The sequence below is a fragment of the Nonomuraea sp. NPDC047529 genome, assembly GCF_040642995.1.
Lineage (GTDB): Bacteria > Actinomycetota > Actinomycetes > Streptosporangiales > Streptosporangiaceae > Nonomuraea.
In genome coordinates this window covers 249,458-268,940 of the sequence record NZ_JBEYTJ010000007.1, presented here as the reverse complement: position 1 = coordinate 268,940, position 19,483 = coordinate 249,458, and the positions used below count along the sequence as shown (strand labels likewise).

At 71.4% G+C, this 19,483-nt stretch carries 23 protein-coding genes; 6 read left to right on the top strand and 17 right to left on the bottom strand.

Annotation, left to right across the window (positions count from 1 at the left end; all coding sequences use genetic code 11):
* Positions 1–38 precede the first annotated feature (38 nt).
* The 7 genes from rnc to ABZ815_RS14400 all read right to left on the bottom strand — a co-directional run bounded on the left by rnc (position 39) and on the right by ABZ815_RS14400 (position 7,072).
* The gene (gene rnc / locus ABZ815_RS14430) at positions 39–758 is read right to left on the bottom strand and encodes a ribonuclease III (RefSeq protein ID WP_357697776.1); all 720 of its coding nucleotides are present in this window, start codon (positions 756–758) and stop codon (positions 39–41) included.
* A 255-nt stretch (positions 759–1,013) separates the two neighbouring features.
* On the bottom strand, positions 1,014–1,193 hold the full coding sequence (gene rpmF, locus ABZ815_RS14425) for a 50S ribosomal protein L32 (protein ID WP_033409409.1): 180 nt from the start codon (positions 1,191–1,193) through the stop codon (positions 1,014–1,016).
* A 1-nt stretch (position 1,194) separates the two neighbouring features.
* On the bottom strand, positions 1,195–1,746 hold the full coding sequence (locus ABZ815_RS14420) for a YceD family protein (RefSeq protein ID WP_357697697.1): 552 nt from the start codon (positions 1,744–1,746) through the stop codon (positions 1,195–1,197).
* 72 nt (positions 1,747–1,818) lie between these two features.
* Positions 1,819–2,295, bottom strand: coding sequence for a pantetheine-phosphate adenylyltransferase (gene coaD / locus ABZ815_RS14415; RefSeq protein ID WP_352324821.1), 477 nt, complete (start codon positions 2,293–2,295; stop codon positions 1,819–1,821).
* A 14-nt stretch (positions 2,296–2,309) separates the two neighbouring features.
* On the bottom strand, positions 2,310–2,876 hold the full coding sequence (gene rsmD, locus ABZ815_RS14410) for a 16S rRNA (guanine(966)-N(2))-methyltransferase RsmD (RefSeq protein ID WP_357697695.1): 567 nt from the start codon (positions 2,874–2,876) through the stop codon (positions 2,310–2,312).
* Positions 2,877–3,273: 397 nt separating this feature from the next.
* The gene (gene recG / locus ABZ815_RS14405) at positions 3,274–5,448 is read right to left on the bottom strand and encodes an ATP-dependent DNA helicase RecG (RefSeq protein ID WP_357697693.1); all 2,175 of its coding nucleotides are present in this window, start codon (positions 5,446–5,448) and stop codon (positions 3,274–3,276) included.
* Between the two features lie 79 nt (positions 5,449–5,527).
* Positions 5,528–7,072 (bottom strand): DAK2 domain-containing protein, encoded by a 1,545-nt coding sequence (locus tag ABZ815_RS14400; RefSeq protein WP_357697691.1) that lies wholly within the window; start codon positions 7,070–7,072, stop codon positions 5,528–5,530.
* Positions 7,073–7,271: 199 nt separating this feature from the next.
* Between ABZ815_RS14400 and rpmB the strand changes: the two genes are divergently transcribed.
* Positions 7,272–7,457, top strand: a complete 186-nt coding sequence (gene rpmB, locus ABZ815_RS14395) for a 50S ribosomal protein L28 (protein ID WP_049556934.1) — start codon at positions 7,272–7,274, stop codon at positions 7,455–7,457.
* A 220-nt stretch (positions 7,458–7,677) separates the two neighbouring features.
* Here rpmB and thiD read toward each other — a convergent pair whose 3' ends face one another.
* The 3 genes from thiD to ABZ815_RS14380 all read right to left on the bottom strand — a co-directional run bounded on the left by thiD (position 7,678) and on the right by ABZ815_RS14380 (position 11,459).
* Entirely contained in the window at positions 7,678–8,475 is a 798-nt protein-coding gene (gene thiD / locus ABZ815_RS14390) for a bifunctional hydroxymethylpyrimidine kinase/phosphomethylpyrimidine kinase (protein ID WP_357697689.1), read from the bottom strand.
* A 30-nt stretch (positions 8,476–8,505) separates the two neighbouring features.
* Positions 8,506–10,365 (bottom strand): hypothetical protein, encoded by a 1,860-nt coding sequence (locus ABZ815_RS14385; protein ID WP_357697687.1) that lies wholly within the window; start codon positions 10,363–10,365, stop codon positions 8,506–8,508.
* Between the two features lie 125 nt (positions 10,366–10,490).
* Entirely contained in the window at positions 10,491–11,459 is a 969-nt protein-coding gene (locus ABZ815_RS14380) for a thiamine-phosphate kinase (RefSeq protein WP_357697685.1), read from the bottom strand.
* Positions 11,460–11,506: 47 nt separating this feature from the next.
* Here ABZ815_RS14380 and ABZ815_RS14375 point away from each other — a divergent pair, with 47 nt between their 5' ends.
* Positions 11,507–11,740, top strand: coding sequence for an Lrp/AsnC ligand binding domain-containing protein (locus ABZ815_RS14375; RefSeq protein WP_125637145.1), 234 nt, complete (start codon positions 11,507–11,509; stop codon positions 11,738–11,740).
* Positions 11,741–11,761: 21 nt separating this feature from the next.
* A complete protein-coding gene (locus tag ABZ815_RS14370) occupies positions 11,762–12,196 on the top strand; it encodes a DUF3515 domain-containing protein (protein WP_357697683.1) in 435 nt (144 codons plus the stop codon).
* Here ABZ815_RS14370 and ABZ815_RS14365 read toward each other — a convergent pair.
* The 3 genes from ABZ815_RS14365 to ABZ815_RS14355 form a co-directional block, all read right to left on the bottom strand.
* Positions 12,179–13,273 carry a D-alanine--D-alanine ligase family protein gene (locus tag ABZ815_RS14365; RefSeq protein ID WP_357697681.1) on the bottom strand — a complete coding sequence of 365 codons (1,095 nt, stop codon included), beginning with the start codon at positions 13,271–13,273 and terminating at the stop codon, positions 12,179–12,181. The genes ABZ815_RS14370 and ABZ815_RS14365 overlap by 18 nt on opposite strands.
* 62 nt (positions 13,274–13,335) lie before the next feature.
* Positions 13,336–14,346 carry an NAD(P)H-dependent glycerol-3-phosphate dehydrogenase gene (locus ABZ815_RS14360; RefSeq protein WP_357697679.1) on the bottom strand — a complete coding sequence of 337 codons (1,011 nt, stop codon included), beginning with the start codon at positions 14,344–14,346 and terminating at the stop codon, positions 13,336–13,338.
* Between the two features lie 4 nt (positions 14,347–14,350).
* Positions 14,351–15,007 carry a lysophospholipid acyltransferase family protein gene (locus ABZ815_RS14355; protein WP_357697677.1) on the bottom strand — a complete coding sequence of 219 codons (657 nt, stop codon included), beginning with the start codon at positions 15,005–15,007 and terminating at the stop codon, positions 14,351–14,353.
* Between the two features lie 134 nt (positions 15,008–15,141).
* On the opposite strand from ABZ815_RS14355, the gene cofC reads away from it, so the two are divergent.
* Both cofC and ABZ815_RS14345 read left to right on the top strand, forming a co-directional pair.
* The gene (gene cofC, locus ABZ815_RS14350; RefSeq protein ID WP_357697675.1) at positions 15,142–15,777 is read left to right on the top strand and encodes a 2-phospho-L-lactate guanylyltransferase; all 636 of its coding nucleotides are present in this window, start codon (positions 15,142–15,144) and stop codon (positions 15,775–15,777) included.
* Positions 15,778–15,830: 53 nt separating this feature from the next.
* Positions 15,831–16,040, top strand: coding sequence for a hypothetical protein (locus tag ABZ815_RS14345; protein WP_357697673.1), 210 nt, complete (start codon positions 15,831–15,833; stop codon positions 16,038–16,040).
* 65 nt (positions 16,041–16,105) lie between these two features.
* On the opposite strand, the gene ABZ815_RS14340 is transcribed toward ABZ815_RS14345, so the two are convergent.
* From ABZ815_RS14340 to leuC, 4 genes are all read right to left on the bottom strand, one after another.
* Positions 16,106–16,405, bottom strand: coding sequence for an HU family DNA-binding protein (locus tag ABZ815_RS14340; RefSeq protein ID WP_357697671.1), 300 nt, complete (start codon positions 16,403–16,405; stop codon positions 16,106–16,108).
* 99 nt (positions 16,406–16,504) lie between these two features.
* Entirely contained in the window at positions 16,505–16,732 is a 228-nt protein-coding gene (locus ABZ815_RS14335) for a hypothetical protein (RefSeq protein ID WP_357697670.1), read from the bottom strand.
* Positions 16,711–17,298, bottom strand: coding sequence for a 3-isopropylmalate dehydratase small subunit (leuD, locus tag ABZ815_RS14330; RefSeq protein WP_357697668.1), 588 nt, complete (start codon positions 17,296–17,298; stop codon positions 16,711–16,713). The genes ABZ815_RS14335 and leuD overlap by 22 nt, the downstream gene beginning before the upstream one ends.
* A 12-nt stretch (positions 17,299–17,310) precedes the next feature.
* On the bottom strand, positions 17,311–18,696 hold the full coding sequence (leuC, locus tag ABZ815_RS14325) for a 3-isopropylmalate dehydratase large subunit (RefSeq protein ID WP_357697666.1): 1,386 nt from the start codon (positions 18,694–18,696) through the stop codon (positions 17,311–17,313).
* A 63-nt stretch (positions 18,697–18,759) separates the two neighbouring features.
* Here leuC and ABZ815_RS14320 point away from each other — a divergent pair, with 63 nt between their 5' ends.
* Positions 18,760–19,476 (top strand): IclR family transcriptional regulator, encoded by a 717-nt coding sequence (locus ABZ815_RS14320; protein WP_357697664.1) that lies wholly within the window; start codon positions 18,760–18,762, stop codon positions 19,474–19,476.
* The last annotated feature ends 7 nt before the right edge of the window (positions 19,477–19,483 follow it).

Sequence of the window (19,483 nt, the reverse complement as noted above, 5' to 3'; positions counted from 1 at the left end):
AACGCCGGACGCGGGCCGGGGCTTCCCGTGTGCCGGGGTCAGCTCGCGGGCTGGCTCTCGCGCTGCTCGCGGCGGGCCCGGATGCGCGTCCAGGCCGCCTCGGCCGCCTGCTGCTCGGCCTCCTTCTTGCTGCGCCCGGTGCCCGAGCCGTAGGACTCGCCGCCGACGCGGACCATCGCCGTGAACGACTTGGCGTGGTCGGGCCCGCTCTCCTCGACGTGGTACTCGGGCACGCCGAGCGCCTCGGAGGCGGTGAGCTCCTGAAGGGAGGTCTTCCAGTCGAGCCCCGCGCCCAGCGAGGCCGAACGCACGATCAGCGGGTCGAACAGCAGGTGGACGACCCGGAACGCCTCGTCGAGGCCCTTGTCCACGTAGATCGCGCCGATCAGCGCCTCAAGCGTGTCGGCCAGGATCGAGGACTTGTCGCGCCCGCCGGTGCCCTCCTCGCCCCTGCCGAGCCGCAGGAACCGGCCGAGGCCCAGGTTGCGGGCGACGTCGGCCAGCGCGCGCATGTTGACCACCGCGGCGCGCAGCTTGGCGAGCTGCCCCTCGGGCAGGTCGGGGTGGTTGCGGTAGAGGGTGTCGGTGACCACGAGACCCAGCACCGAGTCGCCGAGGAACTCCAGGCGCTCGTTGGTGGGCAGGCCGCCGTTCTCGTACGCGTACGAGCGGTGCGTCAGGGCCCGCTCAAGGATGTCGGGGTCGAGGCCGACGACCAGGACCCGCTGCAGCTCTTCCCGGGCGACCTCCACGGCCACCGGCTTAGGACCTGCGCCCACGTGTTTCCTCCTCGGACATCTTCACAAGGCGGCCGCGGAAGATGCCCGAAAACGTGGTGGGCGTCGGGGTAACACGTTAGCCCCGGCGTCCACCACGGCCGCGGGCGAACCGCCGCCGTACGCTTCTACAGACGTTAACGCCGACCGAGGCACAATGGCACCCGGTCGGCATCACGTCAACTGCTGACGGTGAGCCCGCCGCCGACGTGACGGGCGGGCCGGCTGTCAGTGTGATCAGGCGGACGGCTCGATGACCTGACGACGGTTGTAGGTGCCGCAGGTGGGGCACGCGATGTGCGGCTGCTTGGGCGAACGGCACTGCGGGCAGCTCACCAGGGCGACAGCAGTCGTCTTCCACTGGGAGCGACGGGCGCGGGTGTTGCTCCGCGACATCTTTCGCTTCGGGACGGCCACGTCACTTCTCCTGATCGTTATCGTTCTCGGAAATCAGACCTTGCAACGACGCCCAGCGGGCATCGATCTTCTCGTGCCGGTGATCGGCGCCGGCCTCGGCCAGCTTGATCCCGCACTCCGTGCAGAGCCCCTCGCAGTCCTCGCGGCACACGGGGCTCAGCGGCAGTGCGAGCACCACCGCGTCACGGAACGTCGGCTCGAGGTCGAGCAGCTCCCCGTCGAGCAGCGAGTCCTCCTCCGAGGCGTCCTCGTCGGAGTAGAAGAACAGCTCCTGCAGATCGACCTCGATGTCCGAGGTGATCGGGTCAAGGCACCGCGCGCACTCCCCGGCGAGCGGGGCGTGCGCCGTGCCCGAGACGAGCACGCCTTCCATCACTGCTTCGAGCCGGAGGTCCAGCTCGACTTCGGCGTCTTTGGGGACACCGATCATGTCGACGCCGAGGTTAGCCGGTGCCGGAAGGGACAGGGTCATCTGCCGCATCGTGCCCGGTCGCTTCCCCAGATCATGAGTGGAGAGCACCCAAGGGGAGCGGGGGTCGAGGTGCTGAGTCATCCTGCTCTCGCTAGGCATGGCGAAGACGCTCGCCGTCGTACAAGGCCGAAATGAAAGGATACCAGGTCGCGGTCAGCCCCTGAGACGCTCGATGAGCAGCTTGTGCACCAGGTCAGGGACCAGGCCGGACACGTCGCCACCATACCGCGCGATCTCCTTGACCCGGCTGGAGGACAGGAAGGAGTACTCGGGGTTGGTGGGCATGAACAGCGTCTCGACGCCCGAGAGACGGTAGTTGAGCTGGGCCATCTGCAACTCGTAGTCGAAGTCGCTGACCACCCTGATGCCCTTGACGATGGCGGGGATGTCGTTGTGCTTGCAGAAGTCCACCAGCAGGCCGTGGAACTTCTGCACCTTGACGTTGGGGTATTCCTTGGTCACGGTCTGAAGGATCTCGATCCGTTCGTCGACCGTGAACAGGCTGCTCTTCTCGATGTTGATGAGGACCGCCACGACCACCTCGTCGTACAGGCGGGCGGACCGGCCGATGATGTCGAGATGGCCATTGGTGATGGGGTCGAACGACCCCGGGCAGACAACGCGGCGCAAGACGCCTCCCAGGTCTACGGGTTCCCGGCGGCGCGACCGTACCAAACGGATGCTTCGCCGTATCTACGGACCCTCTCCTCAACATAACCTTCCGGCCATATCAAGGACTTTCCCCTGGTTTCCCGCTCGAACGCCACCAGCCCGTCGTCCACCAGCCAGCCGTGGTCGCGCAGCAGCTCCAGGACCCGCGTCACCTCCCCGTCGCCCAGCGCGTACGGCGGATCGGCGAAGACGATGTCGTACGGCTCCTCCGGCGGCTTGGCCAGGACCCGTTCCACCTTGTCGCCCACCAGCTCGGCGCCTTCGAGGCCGAGCGACTGGATGTTGGCCCTGATCGTCCGGATCGCCTTGGCGTCGGACTCGACGAGCAGCGCGTGGGCCGCGCCCCTGGACAGCGACTCCAGCCCCACGGCGCCCGAACCGGCGTACAGGTCGAGCACGCGGGCCTCGCGCAGGCCGTAGAGGGAGTCGAGGGTCAAGAAGATGCCTTCCCTGGCCCTGTCGCTGGTCGGCCTCGTGCCGCGCCCCGGCGGCACGGCCAACCGCCGCCCGCCCGCGCTCCCCGCGATGATCCGAGTCATAAGGGCCATTGTTCCGCATGTTCGCGCAGGTCAAGAGTGGACAAGTGTCGGCCTCGACTGCGCAAGGGTGATTCACATCGGGCGGATCGGCCCGCATGATGAATCTGCGGCCTTCAAGGTGACCCACATGAAGGCCGACCGGCGTGATCGTGAGCCCTTCCGCACGCCGGTTCCCTCGGCACCTGACCCGAGGGTGGGCCCAGCCGGGGACGGCATTCGGGGGGAGGCCGTCCCCGCGGCTGGGCCTTGTAAGACCTTCATCTCTTACGGCTTCGCGTGGTTCCTCCACTCGCCGTACTTCGGCTGACGGCCCTCCACGTAACGGCCTCTGACCCTTCACCGGCTTGCCGCCGTTACGCGAGCCCCCGTCGACCTGCTTCGTGGTTCTCCCCGACCCTCACGTCTTCTCCAGGTATTCCGCCTTCTCGTCCTCCAGCAGGCGGGCGATCTCCGCGCGCAGGCCGTCGTGGGTCGCGAGGTCCGGGTCCTCCGCCAGCAGGGCGGCCGCCTCGTCCCTCGCCGTGGTGATGACGTCTTCGTCGCGGAGCAGTTGCAGAAGCTTCAGCGAGCTGCGTTTGCCCGACTGGGCCGCCCCCAGGACGTCGCCCTCGCGGCGCTGCTCCAGGTCGACGCGGGACAGCTCGAAGCCGTCGAGCGTGGCGGCCACCGCGTCGAGGCGGGCGCGGGCCGGGGTGCCCTCGGGGAAGTCGGAGACCAGCAGGCACAGGCCGGGCAGGCCGCCCCGGCCCACCCGCCCGCGAAGCTGGTGGAGCTGGGAGACGCCGAAGCGGTCGGCGTCCATGATGATCATGACCGAGGAGTTGGGCACGTCGACGCCCACCTCGATGACCGTGGTCGCGACCAGCACGTCGACCTCGCCCTTGGTGAAGGAACGCATGATCGCGTCCTTCTCCTCCGGCGGGAGCTTGCCGTGCAGGGTCTCGACCCGCAGATCCTGGAAGGGGCCCTGGGTCAGCAGCTCGGCGACCTCCAGCACGGCCAGCGGCGGACGCCGCTCGTCGTCGCCCCCCGACGCAAGGTCGCCCTCGTCGCCCTCCAGATCGCCGATCCGCGGGCACACGATGTACGCCTGCCGGCCCAGCTCCACCTCCTCGCGCACCCGCTGCCAGGTGCGTTCGAGATAGTGGGGCTTCTCGGCGGCGGGCACGACGTGCGTGGTGATGGGCGCGCGCCCCGACGGGAGCTGCGACAGCGTCGAGACCTCCAGATCGCCGAAGACCGTCATGGCGACCGTGCGCGGGATCGGGGTCGCGGTCATCACCAGCACGTGCGGACGGCCGCCGCCCGCCTTCTCGCGCAACGCGTCACGCTGCTCCACGCCGAAGCGGTGCTGCTCGTCGACCACCACCAGGCCCAGGTCGGCGAACTGGACGTGCTCCTGGAGCAGGGCGTGCGTGCCCACCACGATGCCCGCCGTGCCCGAGGCCGCGTCGAGCAGCGCCGAACGCCGGGCCGCCGCGCCCATCGAACCCGTCAGCAGGGTGACCGCCGTGCCGCCGAACATGCCGCCCTGGGCCAGCTCGCCCAGCATGTTCGTGATCGAGCGGTGGTGCTGCTGGGCCAGCACCTCCGTGGGCGCCAGCAGCGCGGCCTGGCCGCCCGCGTCGACCACCTGGAGCATCGCGCGCAGCGCCACGACCGTCTTGCCCGCGCCCACCTCGCCCTGCAACAGCCGGTGCATCGGGTGCTCCAGCGCCAGGTCGGCGGCGATCTCCTCGCCCACCTGTGCCTGCCCCTCGGTGAGCGTGAACGGCAGCCGCCCGTCGAAGTCGGCCAGCATGCCGTCGGAACGCCTCGGACGCGCCTTGGCCGGCCACGCCGTGGCCGCCTGACGCCGTTGGAGCAGCACCGCCTGCAGCACGAACGCCTCGTCGAACTTCAGCCGCTTGCGCGCTTTCCCCACCTCGGCGAAGTCCTTCGGCCGGTGGATGGCCACCAGCGCCTCGGCCAGCGGCTGGAGGCCGTGCCGGGCCCGCAGTTCGGCGGGCAGCGGGTCGTCGAGCGGGCCCAGCGTGTCGAGCACCACGCCGACCGCCCGCCTGATCGCCCACGGCGTCAGGTCCTTGCCCGCCGGGTAGATCGGCACCGGCGCCGACGCGAACTCCTCGGCGCTCGCCTCGCCCTCCTCGAACAGCTCGAACTCCGGGTGCGAGAGCTGCCAGCGCGGCTTGGACCGCGCCCCGAACAGCCCCACCTTGCCGGCGAACATGCCGCGCCGCCCCGGCTTGAGCCGCGACTCGGCCACATGGGAGCCCTTGCCGAAGAACGCCAGGTAGATCCGGTTGCCGTTGCCGTCGACGACCTCGGCCTCCAGCCACGTGCCGCCGCGGTTGCGCATCGGCTTGCGCATCAGCCTGGTCACCTCGCCGACCACGGTGACGTGCTCGTCGACCTCCAGCGCGTCGAGCGAGGTCAGCTCGCCGCGCTCGGCGTAGCGGCGCGGGTAGTGGCGCAGCAGGTCGCCGACCGTCTCCAGGCCGAGCACGCTGTGCAGCAGCTTGGCGGTCTTCGGGTCGAGCGCTTTGGTCAGGGGCTCGTCGAAACGGCTCACGGGATCCAGTTCTACCGCCTGCGGCCGACAGGAATCCCGCATCGGGGCCTGGAGTCGCCCCCGGAAGGGGCCTATGCCGCTACTCGACGCCGATCAGCAGCGGGTAACCGCCCTGCTCGCCGTCGTAGACGACCAGGTCCACGTCCGGCCGGGTGCGCCGCAGGTGGTCCTCCAGGTGGACGGCGAGCCGTTCGGGCAGGCCGGAGCCCGTGACCAGGGTCACCAGCTCGCCGCCGCCCGCCAGCATCCTGTCGACGATCAGCCTCGCCACACGTTCCAGGTCGCCGCCGATGACCGCCACGTCGCCGTCGATCAGGCCCAGCACGTCGCCCGGCCGGCACACGCCCGCGCTGGTGAACGCCTCCCTGTCCGCCACCGCCAGATGCCCGTGCCTGGTGTGGCCGGCCGCGTCCGTCATGGCCACCACGTCGTCGTCGAACCGGCGCAGCGGGTCGTGCACGGCCAGCGCCGACAACCCCTGCACGGTCGCCCTGGTCGGCAGGACGCTCACGGCCACACCGTCCTCGCGGGCGATCTCGGCCGCCGCGACGGCCACCGCGAGCACGCCCTCGTCGTTCGGCAGCACGGCCACCTCCGCGCCCGCCTGCCTGATCGCGGCCAGCAGCTCGGGCAGCGCCGGACGGGTGCCGGGCTCGCGGCGCACCACGACCGCGCCGCTCTGCTCGAACAGCGCCGCGATCCCGTCGCCCGCCGCCACCGCCACCACGCCGCTGCCCGCCCTGCCCCGGTGCGTACGCTCGGCCAGGTACGTGATCCTGATCCGGTACGGCCGCCCCGCCCGCAACCCCGCCTCCACCGCCGCCCCCGCGTCGGCCACGTGGACGTGCACGTTCCACAGCCCCTCGCCGCCCACCACGACCAGCGACTCGCCCATGGCGTCGAGCTCGGCGCGCAGCCCGGCCACGGCGCGCTCGTCGGCGTCCAGCAGGTACATCACCTCGTAGCCCGCGCCCACCTCGGTCATCGGCGTCACCCGGGCGGTCGGCGCGGGCACGTCGTAGTGATCGCTGTAGGAGTCCGTGAGCACGGCGGCCAGGGTCTCCAGCACGATCGCCGCCCCCGCCCCGCCCGCGTCCACGACCCCGCTGCGGGCCAGCACCTCCAGCTGCCCCGGCGTACGGCGCAACGCGGCCCGCGCCTCCCGCGCAGCCTGCCGCGCCACCTCGCCCGCGTCGCCGTCCACGTCCTGGGCGGCCCGCGCGGCCGACTCCAGCACGCTCAGCACCGTGCCCTCGACCGGCCTGGCCACGGCCTCCCTGGCGAGCGTGGCCGCCCTGAGCAGCCCGGCACGCAGGTCGGTACCGTCCTTGAGCACCTCGGCCAGCCCGCGCAACGCCTGGCTGACGATGACCCCCGAGTTGCCGTGCGCCCCGACCAGCGCGCCGTACGCGAGCGTCTGCCACACCACGGCCGCGTCGACGTCGTCGGGCAGGGACTCGACGGCCTCGGCCGCGGACAGCATGGTGAGGTGCAGGTTCGTGCCGGTGTCGCCGTCGGCCACGGGGAACACGTTGAGGGCGTCGATCTCCGACCTCGCACCGCCGAGCGCGTCGGCGGCCAGGCGGGCCCAGCGGCGCACCGCGGGCGGGTCGAGGGCCTTCATCTGCGCTCCTTCGACCTCCCCGTATGCGCTACCTTGTTGGAGGAGAATATCCCCGCACCGGTCACCGTCCAGTGCTCTGGTTCGCGCCCAATGGTGTGGATCAGATATTCTCGTCTGGCTGGCCGGTTGTCCCGGCATGCCCTCCGCCCGGAAAGCATCAGCGGACAGGGCTACATCGACTGTTTTAAGGAGCGATACCGTGGCTTCCGTCTGCGATGTCTGCCGCAAGGGGCCGACCTTCGGCAACAACGTGTCCCACTCCCACCGCCGTACCCGTCGTCGTTGGAACCCCAACATCCAGACGGTCCGCGCGGTCATCGGCGGCACGCCGAAGAAGCTGAACGTGTGCACCTCGTGCATCAAGGCGGGCAAGGTCACCCGCTAGTTCTCGTCTTTCGCGAAGCCCGTCGCTCTCGGTGAAGGAGCGGCGGGCTTTCGTCGTGCCCGCCGCCGCCCCCACCGATCCTCCGTCCCCCCACCCGCTCCCCCGCTGCCCCCAGGCGATTCCCCCACTGGTCCCGCTGGGGAACGGGGGGCGGGGGCGGGGCTGAGCACGCCGGGGGGGCGGGGGTTGAGGCGGGGTGGGGCCCTGAAAGCGGGGAGGGTCAGTGCCAGAGCCAGGCGTGGTCGACCGGGCCGATGCCGTCGCCCAGGGGGAAGCCGTGGGCGATCGCGCCCGTCACGTACTCCTTGGCCTTCCCCACCGCCGTCGGGACGTCGTCGCCCAGCGCGAGGCGGGAGGCGAGGGCCGAGGCCAGAGTGCAGCCCGTGCCATGGGTGTGGCGGTTGTCGAGGCGTTCGGCGGCGAAGCGGTACTCGGTCGCGCCGTCGGTCAGGAGGTCGACGGGAGCGCCGGGCAGGTGGCCGCCCTTGATGAGGGCCCAGGCCGGGCCGAGCGCGAGCACCGCGTCGGCGGCCCGGCGCAGGTCGTCCTCGCCCTCGACCTTGACGGAGGTGAGCTGCTCCACCTCCCACAGGTTGGGCGTCACGACGGTGGCGACGGGCAGCAGACGGGTCCTGAGCGTGTCGACGGCCGCGGGGGCGAGCAGGGAGTCCCCGTGCTTGGAGACCCCGACGGGATCGACCACCACCGGCGCGCCGTACGCCCCCAGCACCTCGGCCACCGTCTCCACCAGCACCGGCGAGGCCAGCATCCCGGTCTTGACCGCCTGCGCCCCGATGTCGCCCAGCACGGAGTCGAGCTGCGCGCGTACGGCCTCCGGCGGCAGCTCCCAGTAGCCCTGGACGCCCAGCGAGTTCTGGGCCGTGACGGCGGCGATCACGCTCATGCCGTGCACGCCCATCGCCATCATGGTCTTCAGGTCGGCCTGGATGCCCGCGCCGCCTCCCGAATCGGAGCCCGCGACGGTCAGCACACGTGGAGGGGTCGTCATGAACCCCATCCAACCACTCGACCCGGACTTGTCCGGCACTCAGCCGATGGCGCACTCCCCGCCGACCAGCCCGCACGCGCCCGGCTCCTGCGCCTTCCCCGTCGCCGAGTACGTGACGTCCACCGAGTCGCCGGCGGCCAGCGAGCCCGACAGGTCGATGATCAACAGGTCGCCGTCCTGGGTCCAGGCGCCGCCGTTCACGTTCGTGACGCGGCCCTCTACCGGCAGGGAGAAGGTCGCGTTGTCCAGCGGAGCCTGCGACTGGTTGGTGACGCGCAGCGTGGCCGAGTACGCGGTGAGCCGCTGCTTGACCGTCTGCCGCACGTTCACCGAGCCGCCGCTCCCGCCGTAACCGGCCGTCGAGGTGGGCTCGGGCACGGTGCTGCTGCCCACCGTGGGCACCACGCCGCCGTCGGTGTTGCCCACGGTCGTGGCGTCGTCGGTCGGGGTCTCGGTGATCGCCTCCTCGGGGGGCGGCTCGGGGGCCCGCGTCGGCTTGGTCGAGGGCTTCGGCCTCGTCCTCGTGGGCGTGGGGGTGGGGGCCGAGCTGCGGCGCGGGGGCCGGTTGCCGTACGTTGGGGCGGTGGTCGTCGGGGCGTCGGAGGGCGTGCTCGCGTCTTCGTCCTCCGACGGCTCGTCCGTCGGCTCCTCCGAGGGCTCCTCCTCGTCCGTGGGGTCGGAGACCGTGGCGGTCGAGGGGCTGGTGCTGGTGTGGACGGCGGCGCAGCTCGCGTCCGCGCACGTGCCGGGGTCGCCCGAGGAGCTCATGAGCTTCACGCCGGCGACCGTGCCGCCGAGCACGACGGCCACGGCGGCGACCGACAGCAGCGCCAGGCGTCCCTTGTTGTTGCCGTTGCCGTTGCCCTTGCCTCTGCCCCTGCCGCCGCCGGTGGGGGCGTTCAGGCCGTCGTCGTCGCCACCGCCGTCGCCGCCGCCACCGGACGACCTGCGCCGTCCGCCGCGGCGGCGACCGCGGGACTCGTCGGTCTCGTCGAGTTCGTCGAGGTCCTGGTCGGAGGACCAGCCCGAGCGCAGGAAGCCGGTCTCGGCCTCCGCCCAGGCGGGGGTGTGCACGGCGGTCGGCTCCCCGGCCACCTTCACGTCACCGGGCTCCGGCGGCCTCCCCGGGAAGCCGCCGTCGGGGCCGCCGGGCACGTCGAACCTCGCGGTGCTGCCCGGCTCCGGCAGGTCGAACCTGGCCGTGCCACCGGGTTCCTGGGCGTCGAAGGGGCCGGTGTTCCTGCCCTGCCCGTCGAACGGACCCGTGTTGCGGCCGGAGGCGTCGAACGGACCGGTGTTCCGCTGAGGGGCGTCGAACGGGCCCGTGTTGCGCTGGGGCGCGTCGAAGGGGCCGGTGGTGCGGCCGGAGGCGTCGAAGCTGGGCGGGGCGCCGGGCTGGGACGGCGGCCCACCGGACGGCCCACCAGAGGGCCCGACGGCGTCCCAGTCGGCCGGACGGGCGAAGGCGCCCGTCACCTCGAACGGCCCGGCCCCGTTCGGCTCAGGGTACGGAGCCCCGGGAAACCCGGGCCCGTTCGACTCGGAGTACGCAGACCCGGAGAAGGCGGGCCCGTTCGGCTCAGAGTAGGGAGACCCGGAGAACGCGGGACCGGACGGCGGCGGAAAGGAGCCGGCGGGGTCGTCGGACGGCGTGAACCCTGGGGCGGCGTCGGCGGGCACAGCGAAGGCCCCCGTGGTCTCGAACGGCTCGGGCTGCCTGCCGCGCTGCGGCGGGCCGTCCTCGCGGCGCGGCATCGGGGCCCACTGCCCCGTCACCTCGACCTGGTCCGGCAACGCCGGCCAGCCCGGCGCCTCGGCCGGGTCGTCGGGACCCCAGAAAGCGCTGCCGTTCCCCCGTTCATCCCCATCGTCGGATCCACCGGTGCCGTGGCGGCCCATGTGTGCCCTTTCTCGCGGTTACAGTGGCCGCCAATCTTCATAACACCTTTACTACGTCCTTGTCACAACAATCCCGCTAGTGCTACCCCAAACCAGGAAAATTTCACGTAAATCGGGACAAGTCATCACCGAAAGTGATCCCAGCCGCCTTGTCCCATCTCGCGGCCGTACACCAGGACGCCCTCTCCCTCGACCACCCGGCCCACGACCTGCCACGCCGGCGGCAGCCGTACGTCAGAGGGGAAGACCGCGGCGAGCGCGTGATCCTCGCCACCCGTGAGCACCCATTCGAGTGGATCGTTCCCCAGCTCCTTGGCCGCCGCCGCCACCGGCTCCCCCACGGTGAACGCCTCGGGATCCAGCTCGACGCGTACGCCACTGGCCTCGGCGACGTGCCCGAGGTCCTGCACCAGGCCGTCGCTGACGTCGAGCATCGCGCTCGCGCCCAGTTCGGCCGCCCGCGGCCCCTCCTCGTACGGCGGGCAGGGCCGCCGATGGGCAGCCACCGCCTCCTCCAGCACGGCGGAGCCCGCGGCGACCCCGGCCCCCAGCAGGGCCAGCCCGGCGGCGGCGTACCCCAGCCGCCCGGCCACGGCCACCACCTCCCCCGGCCGCGCCCCGGACCGCGTCACCGGCGCCCGCCCGCGCAGGTCGCCCAGCGCGGTGACCCCGATGACCACCAGGTCGGAGCGGGTGATGTCGCCCCCGACCACGCTCGCGCCGACCACCGCGCACTCCTCGCGGAACCCGTCGGTCAAGGCGTCGAGCCAGGCCACGGGCAGATCGGGCGGGATGCCGAGCCCGACCACGATGGACGTCGGCACGGCTCCCATGGCGGCGATGTCGGCCAGGTTCTGGGCGGCGGCCTTGCGGCCCACGTCGCGCCCGCCGGACCAGTCGAGGCGGAAGTGCCTGCGCTCGACCAGCAGATCGGTCGAGACGACCACCCGGCCGTCGGGCGCGGCGACCATGGCGGCGTCGTCACCGGGGCCGAGCATGACCCCCTCTCCCTGGGGCAGACGTCCGGCAATACGATTTACGACACCGAATTCGCCGAGATCTCCGACTGTGATGACGCACCTCCTGACGCACACAGGGTACGGTGGCCCTTCGGCGTGATCCAATCGCCCGGGAGGACGTGATGGTGCAGGCCTACATCCTTATTCAGACCGAGGTCGGCAAGGCCGCCGCCGTTGCCGAGGAGATCTCCGGAATTCCGGGGGTCACCCAGGCGGAAGACGTGACGGGGCCCTACGACGTGATCGTCCGCGCGGAGGCGCGCAACGTCGACGAGCTGGGCAAGCTGGTCGTGGCGCAGATTCAGGCGGTGGAGGGGATCACGCGTACTCTTACGTGTCCGATCGTTCATATCTGACACATTCGAGGTTCGGGTTCCATGCGCGCCGCCGCTGTTCTGCTTCTTCTTCTCGCACTCGCCGGCTGCGGCGGCGCCGTACAGGTCGATCCGCCCAAGCCTTCGGGGGAGGCGGCGGCGGCCTGTGACAGGCTCGCTTCCCTGCTGCCCAAGACGCTCGACGGCGCCGAGCGCGGCGTGTCGGAGCCGGCCTCGCCGTACGTGGCGGTCTGGGGGGAGTCGTCCATCGCGTTGCGCTGCGGCGTGCCGCGGCCTGCCCGGATGGCGCCGACCGACCAGCTCCAGGAGATCAACGGGGTGGGCTGGTTCGCCGACCCGGACAAGCCCATCCTGTTCACCGCCGTGGCCGCGCCCACGTACGTGGAGGTCACGGCCGGCGGCGACCACTCGGCGCCCGACGTGCTCGCGCAACTGTCGGGGCCGATCGGGCGGGCGCTCTCAACGCAGTCCGGCTGAGCGCGACAGCGCGAGCTGGATCAGCCGGTCGACCAGCGCAGGGTAGGACAACCCCGAGGCCGCCCAGAGCTGCGGCGCGACCGACAGCGAGGTGAACCCGGGCATCGTGTTGATCTCGTTGAAGACCAGCCGGCCGTCGGGCGTGTAGAAGAAGTCGACCCTGGACAGGCCCTCGCAGTCGAGCGCCTCGAAGGCCCGTACGGCCAGCGCGCGCAGCTCTTCGGCGGTCTCGGCCGGGATGTCGGCGGGCACGGTCAGCGACATCTGGTCGGGGTAGTACTTGGCCTCGAAGTCGAAGAACTCCTGGCCGCCCTCGACCTTGACCTCGCCGGGGATCGACGCGGCGGCGGGCTCGTCGCCGAGCGACTCCAGCACCGCGCACTCGATCTCGCGGCCCTCGATCGCGGCCTCGATGAGCACCTTGGGGTCGTGCAGCCTGGCCGACTCGACGGCCGACTCCAGCTCGGCGCGGTCGTGGGCCTTGGAGATGCCCTGCGAGGAGCCGGCCCGGGCGGGCTTGACGAACACCGGGAAGCCGAGCTCCTCGGCCTCCTTCAGCACGCACTCGCGGTTGAGCCGCCAGTCGCGGTCGCGGACGACGACGTATCGGCCGATCGGCAGCCCGGCGGCGGCCATCACGGTCTTCATGTGGGCCTTGTCCATGCCGACGGCGCTGGCCAGCACGCCGGAGCCGACGTAGCGGACGCCGGCCATCTCCAGCAGGCCCTGGATGGTGCCGTCCTCGGCGAACGGGCCGTGCATGACGGGGAAGACCACGTCGACCGAGCCGAGCTCGACCGGGATGCTGCCGGGGTCGTAGGCGACCAGCCCGGTGCCGCCGCTGGGCAGCGCGAGCGCGGCGCCCGAGGTGTCGACCTCGGGCAGTTGCCCGGCCTCGATGGCGAACCGCTGGTCGGACGCGGCGAGCACCCACCTGCCGTCCTGGGCGATCCCGACGGGGATCACCTCGTACTTACTCCTGTCGATCACATCCAGCACGCTGCCCGCGCCCATGAGGGACACGGCATGCTCAGAATTGCGACCTCCGAAAACGACGGCGACGCGTGGCTTGCTCATGACGTCCGAATCTACCGGGGTGTCCCCCTGACAGCGAGTCGAGCGCGCGGTGACGTCCGGATTCACACGCCGTACCGTTCGGGTTTGGGCGAGCGGGACATGAGCAGCATGCCCGCCTCCGACGGCGACATGCCGTCGTGCACGACCCCGACGACGACCTCGGTGATCGGCATCTCGACGTCGTGCTTCCTGGCCAGTTCGAGGACGGACTCGCAGGACTTCACGCCCTCGGCGGTCTGCTTGGTGGCGGCGACGACCTCGGCGAGGGTCATGCCGCGGCCCAGGTTCTCGCCGAAGGTGCGGTTGCGCGACAGCGGCGAGGTGCAGGTGGCGACCAGGTCGCCCATGCCGGCCAGGCCGGCGAAGGTGTGGGGGTCGGCGCCGAGCGCGGCGCCCAGGCGGGAGATCTCGGCCAGGCCCCTGGTGATGAGCATGGCGCTGACGTTGTCGCCCATGCCCATGCCCGCCGAGACGCCCACGGCCAGCGCGATCACGTTCTTCACCGCGCCGCCCAGCTCGACCCCGACCACGTCGGTGTTGGTGTACGGCCGGAACCATGGCGGCAGGTGGCAGGCCGCCTGGAGGCGTTCGGCGACCGACTCGTCGGTGCAGGCGACGACCGTGGCGGCGGGCTGCCGGTGAGCGATCTCCTTGGCCAGGTTGGGGCCGGACACCACCGCGACCCGCTCCTCGGGCACCTCGGCGACCTCGCGGATCACCTCGCTCATGCGCTTGGTCGTGCCGAGCTCGACGCCCTTCATGAGGCTGACCAGGACCGCTCCGGACGGGATGTGCTCGCGCCAGGCGGTCAGGTTGGGCCGCAACATCTGCGAGGGCACGGCGAGCACCACGAAGTCGGCGCCGTCGAGCGCGCGCACCGGGTCGGTGGTGGCGCGCAGGGCCTCGGGCAGCGTGACGCCGGGCAGGTAGTCGGGGTTGGCGTGGTCCTTGTCGATCGCCTCGACCAGCTCGGGCCTGCGCCCCCACAGCGTCACCTCGTTGCCCGCCTCGGCGAGGACCATGGCGAACGTGGTGCCCCACGAACCCGTGCCGAAAACGGCTGCCTTTGTCATGCCATCACCGCCTGGCGGGGTCGTAGGGAGTTTCGGGGGCCTTCTCGCCGCGCAGCTCGGTCAGTTGCTCGGTGATGGCCGCCATGATGTCGGCGGTCGCCTCCCGCAGCACACTGGCCCGCAGGGGCTGGCCCTCGTACTTGGACAGGTCGACCGGTGGGCCGACGGTCACGTGGAAGGTCTTGCGCGGGAACAGCCTGGGCTTCTTCGCGCCGTACGGGAGCAGCTCCTGGGCGCCCCAGTGGGCGACGGGGATGACCTGCACGCCGCTCTCCAGCGCCAGCCGGGCCGCGCCGGTCTTGCCCACCATGGGCCACAGGTCGGGATCGCGGGTGCAGGTGCCCTCGGGGTAGAACAGGATGGCGGCGCCGTCGCGCAGCCGCTGGGCCGAGGAGCTGAGCGACCTGGCCGCCTCGCTGCTGCCCCGCTCGACGGGGATGGCCAGCAGGCCGTTGAGCGCCCGGCCCAGGAAGGGCACCTTGAACAGCGCGGCCTTGGCCAGGATGACGGGCCAGCGGCCGTTGTTGAACAGGAAGTGCGACAGCAGGACGGGATCGGTCCAGGACAGGTGGTTGGCCGCGATGATGATGCCGCCGGTGCGCGGGAGACGCTCGCCGTTGCGCCAGTCCCTCTTGACCAGGAGCGTCGACAGCGGCTTCACCACCGCTACGGCGAATGACTCCCAGAAACGCGAAGGTCGCGTGGGGCGGCTCATGCTCTCCTCCAACCCGTACGGTATTCGCCCCAAGTCTCCCGGTTGGCCGCGTGGGATGTCGAGGCGAGATGCTTAAGCCTATGAGCAACCGCTGGTCTCTGGTCATTCCGGTGAAGACGCTGGTCGCGGCGAAGACCCGGCTGGCCGCCGCCACGGGGCCGCATCGTACGCGGCTGGCCGTGGCCGTGGCCTGCGACACCGTGGCGGCGGCGCTGGCGTGCCCGATGGTGGCGCGGGTGGTCGTGGTGACCGCCGATCCGGCCGCGGCGGGGCCGCTGGGGGCGCTGGGGGCGGAGGTGGTGCACGATCCCGACCGGGGGCTCAACACCGCGCTGCGCACGGGCGCGGCCCATGCCGTACGCGTCGCGCCCGGTGACGCGGTGGGCGCCCTCCAGGCCGACCTGCCGGCGCTGCGACCGGCCGAGCTGGCGACGGCGCTGACGGCGGCGGCCGAGTTCGACCAGTCGTTCGTGCCGGACGCGCAGGAGGTCGGCACGACGTTCTACGGCGTGCTTCCCGGCCGGCCGTTCACGCCGCGGTTCGGCGGCGAGTCGCGGGCCAAGCACCTGGGCGGCGGCGCGAAGGAGTTGTGCCCGCCGGGGATCGACTCGCTCCGGCGGGACGTGGACACCCCCGACGACCTGCGCGCGGCCCTCGTCCTGGGGCTGGGCCGGCACACGGCGGCGGTGGTCGCCGACCTGTGGCCGGACGCGTGATCCTCCGGGCCGCCTCTCGCCCGCCGGGCGGCGATCGGCTTAGGCTGGTCGGCGTGCAGGCGACGGTACGCAGCTTCGACGAGGTCACCCGTTCCGGCTCGGTCTTCCTCGACGACGGGACGGTGCTGGAGTTCGGCACGCGCGCCTTCGACGCGGGGCCGCTGCGGCTGCTGCGCACGGGGCAGCGGGTGAATCTCGCCACCGACGGCGGGGAGATCACCTACATCACGCTGTCGACGTTCCCGATTCCCGCGCCCGAATGATGACGCGGTCCCGGAAAACAGCGAACGCCCGGGCGTGGGCCGCCCGGGCGTGATGTCCGCTGAGACTATTTCTTCTTGCCGATCTGCTTGCCGCCCTCGTTCACCTGGTCCTTGAATTCAGAGCCGGGACGGAACTTGGGCGCCCAGCTCTCGGCGACCTTGATCTCGGCGCCGGTCGACGGGTTCCTGGCAGTGCGGGCGGGCTTGTTCACCATCTCGAACGCGCCGAAGCCCGTGATGGAGACCTTGTCCCCGCTCGCCACAGCCTTCTGGATGGCCTCGATGACCGCGTTGACGGCCTCGGTGGCCGTCCTTTTGTCGCCCACCCGATCGGTGATGGCGTCGACGAGCTCTCGCTTGTTCATGAAAGTCCTGCTCCCCCAGTGACGGCTCGGGGTTCCAGCTCTCGAGTTCGACGTAGAAACCCCTTACGCGCTCGAAAGTAGGCGGGATCGCGGGGGAACTCAATCACCCTGCGTGTTTTCCCCCTCGCGTGGCGTGTCGAGAGCGCCCAAAAAGGCGTCGAGGCGGGCGGCCGCCCTTTCCGGATCGCGCTTGGCGAGATCGCAGATGGACAGGTAGCGGCGGGCCGCCCGTTCCTTGTCGGCGGCGGGGAGCATGCGGACGCGGCGGTGCGCCTCGCGCAACCGCCGCGCCAGTCGGTCGTCCTCTAGACGGTCGTCGGCAGCCATGGCTGCCGACCATTCTCGTACGTGGCCACATCGTCGGCGTGACGCAGGGTCAGCCCGATGTCGTCCAGGCCTTCGGTGAGCCGCCAGCGGGTGTAGTCGTCGATCTCGAACGGCACGACCTCGCCGGCCCAGCGGACCTGACGTTCCAGCAGGTCGACGGTCACCTGGAGCTTGGGGTCGGCCTCGACGGCGGCCTGCAGGGCCTCGACCTTCTCGCCGGGCAGGACGACCGGCAGCAGGCCCATCTTGGTGGAGTTGTTGCGGAAGATGTCGCCGAAGCGGGCGGCGATCACGGCGCGGAAGCCGTACTGCTGCAGGGCCCACACGGCGTGCTCGCGGGAGGAGCCGGTGCCGAAGTCGGGGCCGGAGACCAGGATCGAGCCGCCCTCGTAGGACGGGTCGTTCAGGACGAACGTCGGGTCCTCGCGCCAGGCGGCGAACAGGCCCTTCTCGAAGCCGGTGCGGCTGACCTGCTTGAGCCAGACGGCCGGGATGATCTGGTCGGTGTCGACGTTGCTGCGGCGCAGCGGCACCGCCGTACCGGTGTGGGTGGTGAAGGCGTCCATCGGTCGTTCTCCTTACAGGTCGGCGGGGGCGGTCAGGCGGCCGGTGACGGCGGTCGCGGCGGCGACCTGCGGCGACACCAGGTGGGTGCGTCCGCCCTTGCCCTGGCGGCCCTCGAAGTTGCGGTTGGAGGTGGAGGCGCTGCGCTCGCCGGGCTGGAGCGTGTCGGGGTTCATGCCGAGGCACATCGAGCAGCCGGCCTCGCGCCACTCGGCGCCGGCGGCCTTGAACACCTCGTGCAGGCCCTCCTGCTCGGCCTGGAGCTTGACCAGCATCGAGCCGGGCACGATCAGCGTGCGGGTGCGGACCTGGCGGCCGCGCAGGATCTCGGCGGCCGAGCGCAGGTCCTCGATGCGGCCGTTGGTGCACGAGCCGACGAACACGGTGTCGACCTCGATCTCGCGCAGCGGCGTGCCCGCGGTCAGGCCCATGTACTCCAGCGCGCGCTCGGCGGCCGAGCGCTCGACCGGGTCGGCGAAGCTGTCGGGGCTGGGCACGGACCCGCCCAGCGGCAGGCCCTGGCCGGGGTTGGTGCCCCACGTGACGTACGGGGTCAGGGTCGTGGCGTCGATCTCCACGACCTTGTCGAACACGGCGTCGTCGTCGGTGCGCAGCGACTTCCAGTACTCGACGGCCTGGTCCCACAGCTCGCCCTTGGGGGCGTGCCGGCGGTCCTTGAGGTAGGCGAAGGTGGTCTCGTCCGGGGCGATCACGCCGGCGCGGGCGCCCGCCTCGATGGACATGTTGCAGACGGTCATGCGGCCCTCCATGGAGAGCTTGCGCACGGCCTCGCCGCGGTACTCGACGATGTAGCCCTGGCCGCCGCCGGTGCCGATCTTGGCGATGATCGCCAGGATCAGGTCCTTGGCCGTGACGCCGGCGGGCAGCTCGCCCGAGACCTCGATGGCCATCGTCTTCGGCCGGTAGGCGGGCAGCGTCTGGGTGGCCAGGACGTGCTCGACCTCGGAGGTGCCGATGCCGAACGCGATGCCGCCGAAGGCGCCGTGGGTGGAGGTGTGCGAGTCGCCGCACACGATCGTCATGCCCGGCTGGGTCAGGCCGAACTGCGGGCCGATGATGTGCACCACGCCCTGGCCGGCGTCGCCCATCGGGTGCAGCCTGATGCCGAACTCGGCGGCGTTCTTGCGCAGCGTCTCGACCTGGGCCTTGGAGACGGGGTCGGAGATCGGGCCGAGGACGGTCGGAACGTTGTGGTCCTCGGTGGCGATGGTGAGATCGGGCCTGCGCACCTTCCGGCCGGCGAGACGGAGTCCGTCGAACGCCTGCGGACTGGTCACCTCGTGAATGAGGTGCAGGTCGATGTAGAGCAGGTCGGGTTCGCCCTCCGCACGGCGGACGACGTGCTGCTCCCAGACCTTCTCGGCCAGTGTGCGGCCCATGATCTCCTCCTTGAGATTGCCTCCGACTTGCTTTCTCATATGTCGAGACGGCAGTATCGGTGTATGGACAACTCTAGCGGAGTCGGAGTACTCGACAAGGCCGTTCTTGTACTCAATGCCCTCGAAGCGGGTCCCGCTTCCCTGGCTCAGCTCGTCCAGGCCACCGGCCTGGCCCGCCCCACGGCCCACCGGCTGGCCGTCGCACTTGAGCACCACCGCATCGTGAGCCGCGACACGCAGGGCCGATTCGTGCTCGGGCCGCGGCTGTCGGAGTTGTCCACGGCGGCCGGCGAGGACCGGCTGCTCGCGGTGGCCTCGCCCGTGCTGACGCAGTTGCGCGACCTGACCGGCGAGAGCGCGCAACTCTACCGGCGCCAGGGTGACGAGCGGGTCTGCGTGGCGGCGGCCGAGCGGGCCAGCGGCCTGCGCGACACCGTCCCGGTGGGCTCTGCGCTGCCGATGACGGCGGGCTCGGCGGCCCAGATCCTGCTGGCCTGGGAGGAGCCGGACCGGCTGCACAGGGGCCTGCGCGGCGCCAAGTTCACCGCCGCCACCCTCGCCTCCGTACGGCGCCGCGGATGGGCCCACAGCGTCGGCGAGCGGGAGCAGGGGGTGGCCAGCGTGTCCGCCCCTATAAGGGGCAGCGGAGGCAAGGTGATCGCCGCCGTCTCGGTCTCCGGGCCCATCGAGCGGCTCACCAGAGCGCCCGGCCGGCTGCACGCCGTACCCGTCATGGCGGCCGCAGAACGCATCACCGAGGCCATGCGCCGCACGTCATGATCGGCGA

Coding starts and splice junctions, on each gene's coding strand:
- thiD (WP_357697689.1), bottom strand. CDS start 8,475: ATGGGGTTCATGACGACCCCTCCACGTGTGCTGACCGTCGCGGGCTCC.
- ABZ815_RS14400 (WP_357697691.1), bottom strand. CDS start 7,072: ATGAAGGCCCTCGACCCGCCCGCGGTGCGCCGCTGGGCCCGCCTGGCC.
- ABZ815_RS14370 (WP_357697683.1), top strand. CDS start 11,762: ATGCGCGCCGCCGCTGTTCTGCTTCTTCTTCTCGCACTCGCCGGCTGC.
- ABZ815_RS14385 (WP_357697687.1), bottom strand. CDS start 10,365: ATGGGCCGCCACGGCACCGGTGGATCCGACGATGGGGATGAACGGGGG.
- cofC (WP_357697675.1), top strand. CDS start 15,142: ATGAGCAACCGCTGGTCTCTGGTCATTCCGGTGAAGACGCTGGTCGCG.
- rsmD (WP_357697695.1), bottom strand. CDS start 2,876: ATGACTCGGATCATCGCGGGGAGCGCGGGCGGGCGGCGGTTGGCCGTG.
- ABZ815_RS14365 (WP_357697681.1), bottom strand. CDS start 13,273: ATGAGCAAGCCACGCGTCGCCGTCGTTTTCGGAGGTCGCAATTCTGAG.
- leuC (WP_357697666.1), bottom strand. CDS start 18,696: ATGGGCCGCACACTGGCCGAGAAGGTCTGGGAGCAGCACGTCGTCCGC.
- ABZ815_RS14320 (WP_357697664.1), top strand. CDS start 18,760: ATGGACAACTCTAGCGGAGTCGGAGTACTCGACAAGGCCGTTCTTGTA.
- leuD (WP_357697668.1), bottom strand. CDS start 17,298: ATGGACGCCTTCACCACCCACACCGGTACGGCGGTGCCGCTGCGCCGC.
- ABZ815_RS14360 (WP_357697679.1), bottom strand. CDS start 14,346: ATGACAAAGGCAGCCGTTTTCGGCACGGGTTCGTGGGGCACCACGTTC.
- ABZ815_RS14375 (WP_125637145.1), top strand. CDS start 11,507: ATGGTGCAGGCCTACATCCTTATTCAGACCGAGGTCGGCAAGGCCGCC.
- ABZ815_RS14340 (WP_357697671.1), bottom strand. CDS start 16,405: ATGAACAAGCGAGAGCTCGTCGACGCCATCACCGATCGGGTGGGCGAC.
- ABZ815_RS14335 (WP_357697670.1), bottom strand. CDS start 16,732: ATGGCTGCCGACGACCGTCTAGAGGACGACCGACTGGCGCGGCGGTTG.
- ABZ815_RS14420 (WP_357697697.1), bottom strand. CDS start 1,746: ATGACTCAGCACCTCGACCCCCGCTCCCCTTGGGTGCTCTCCACTCAT.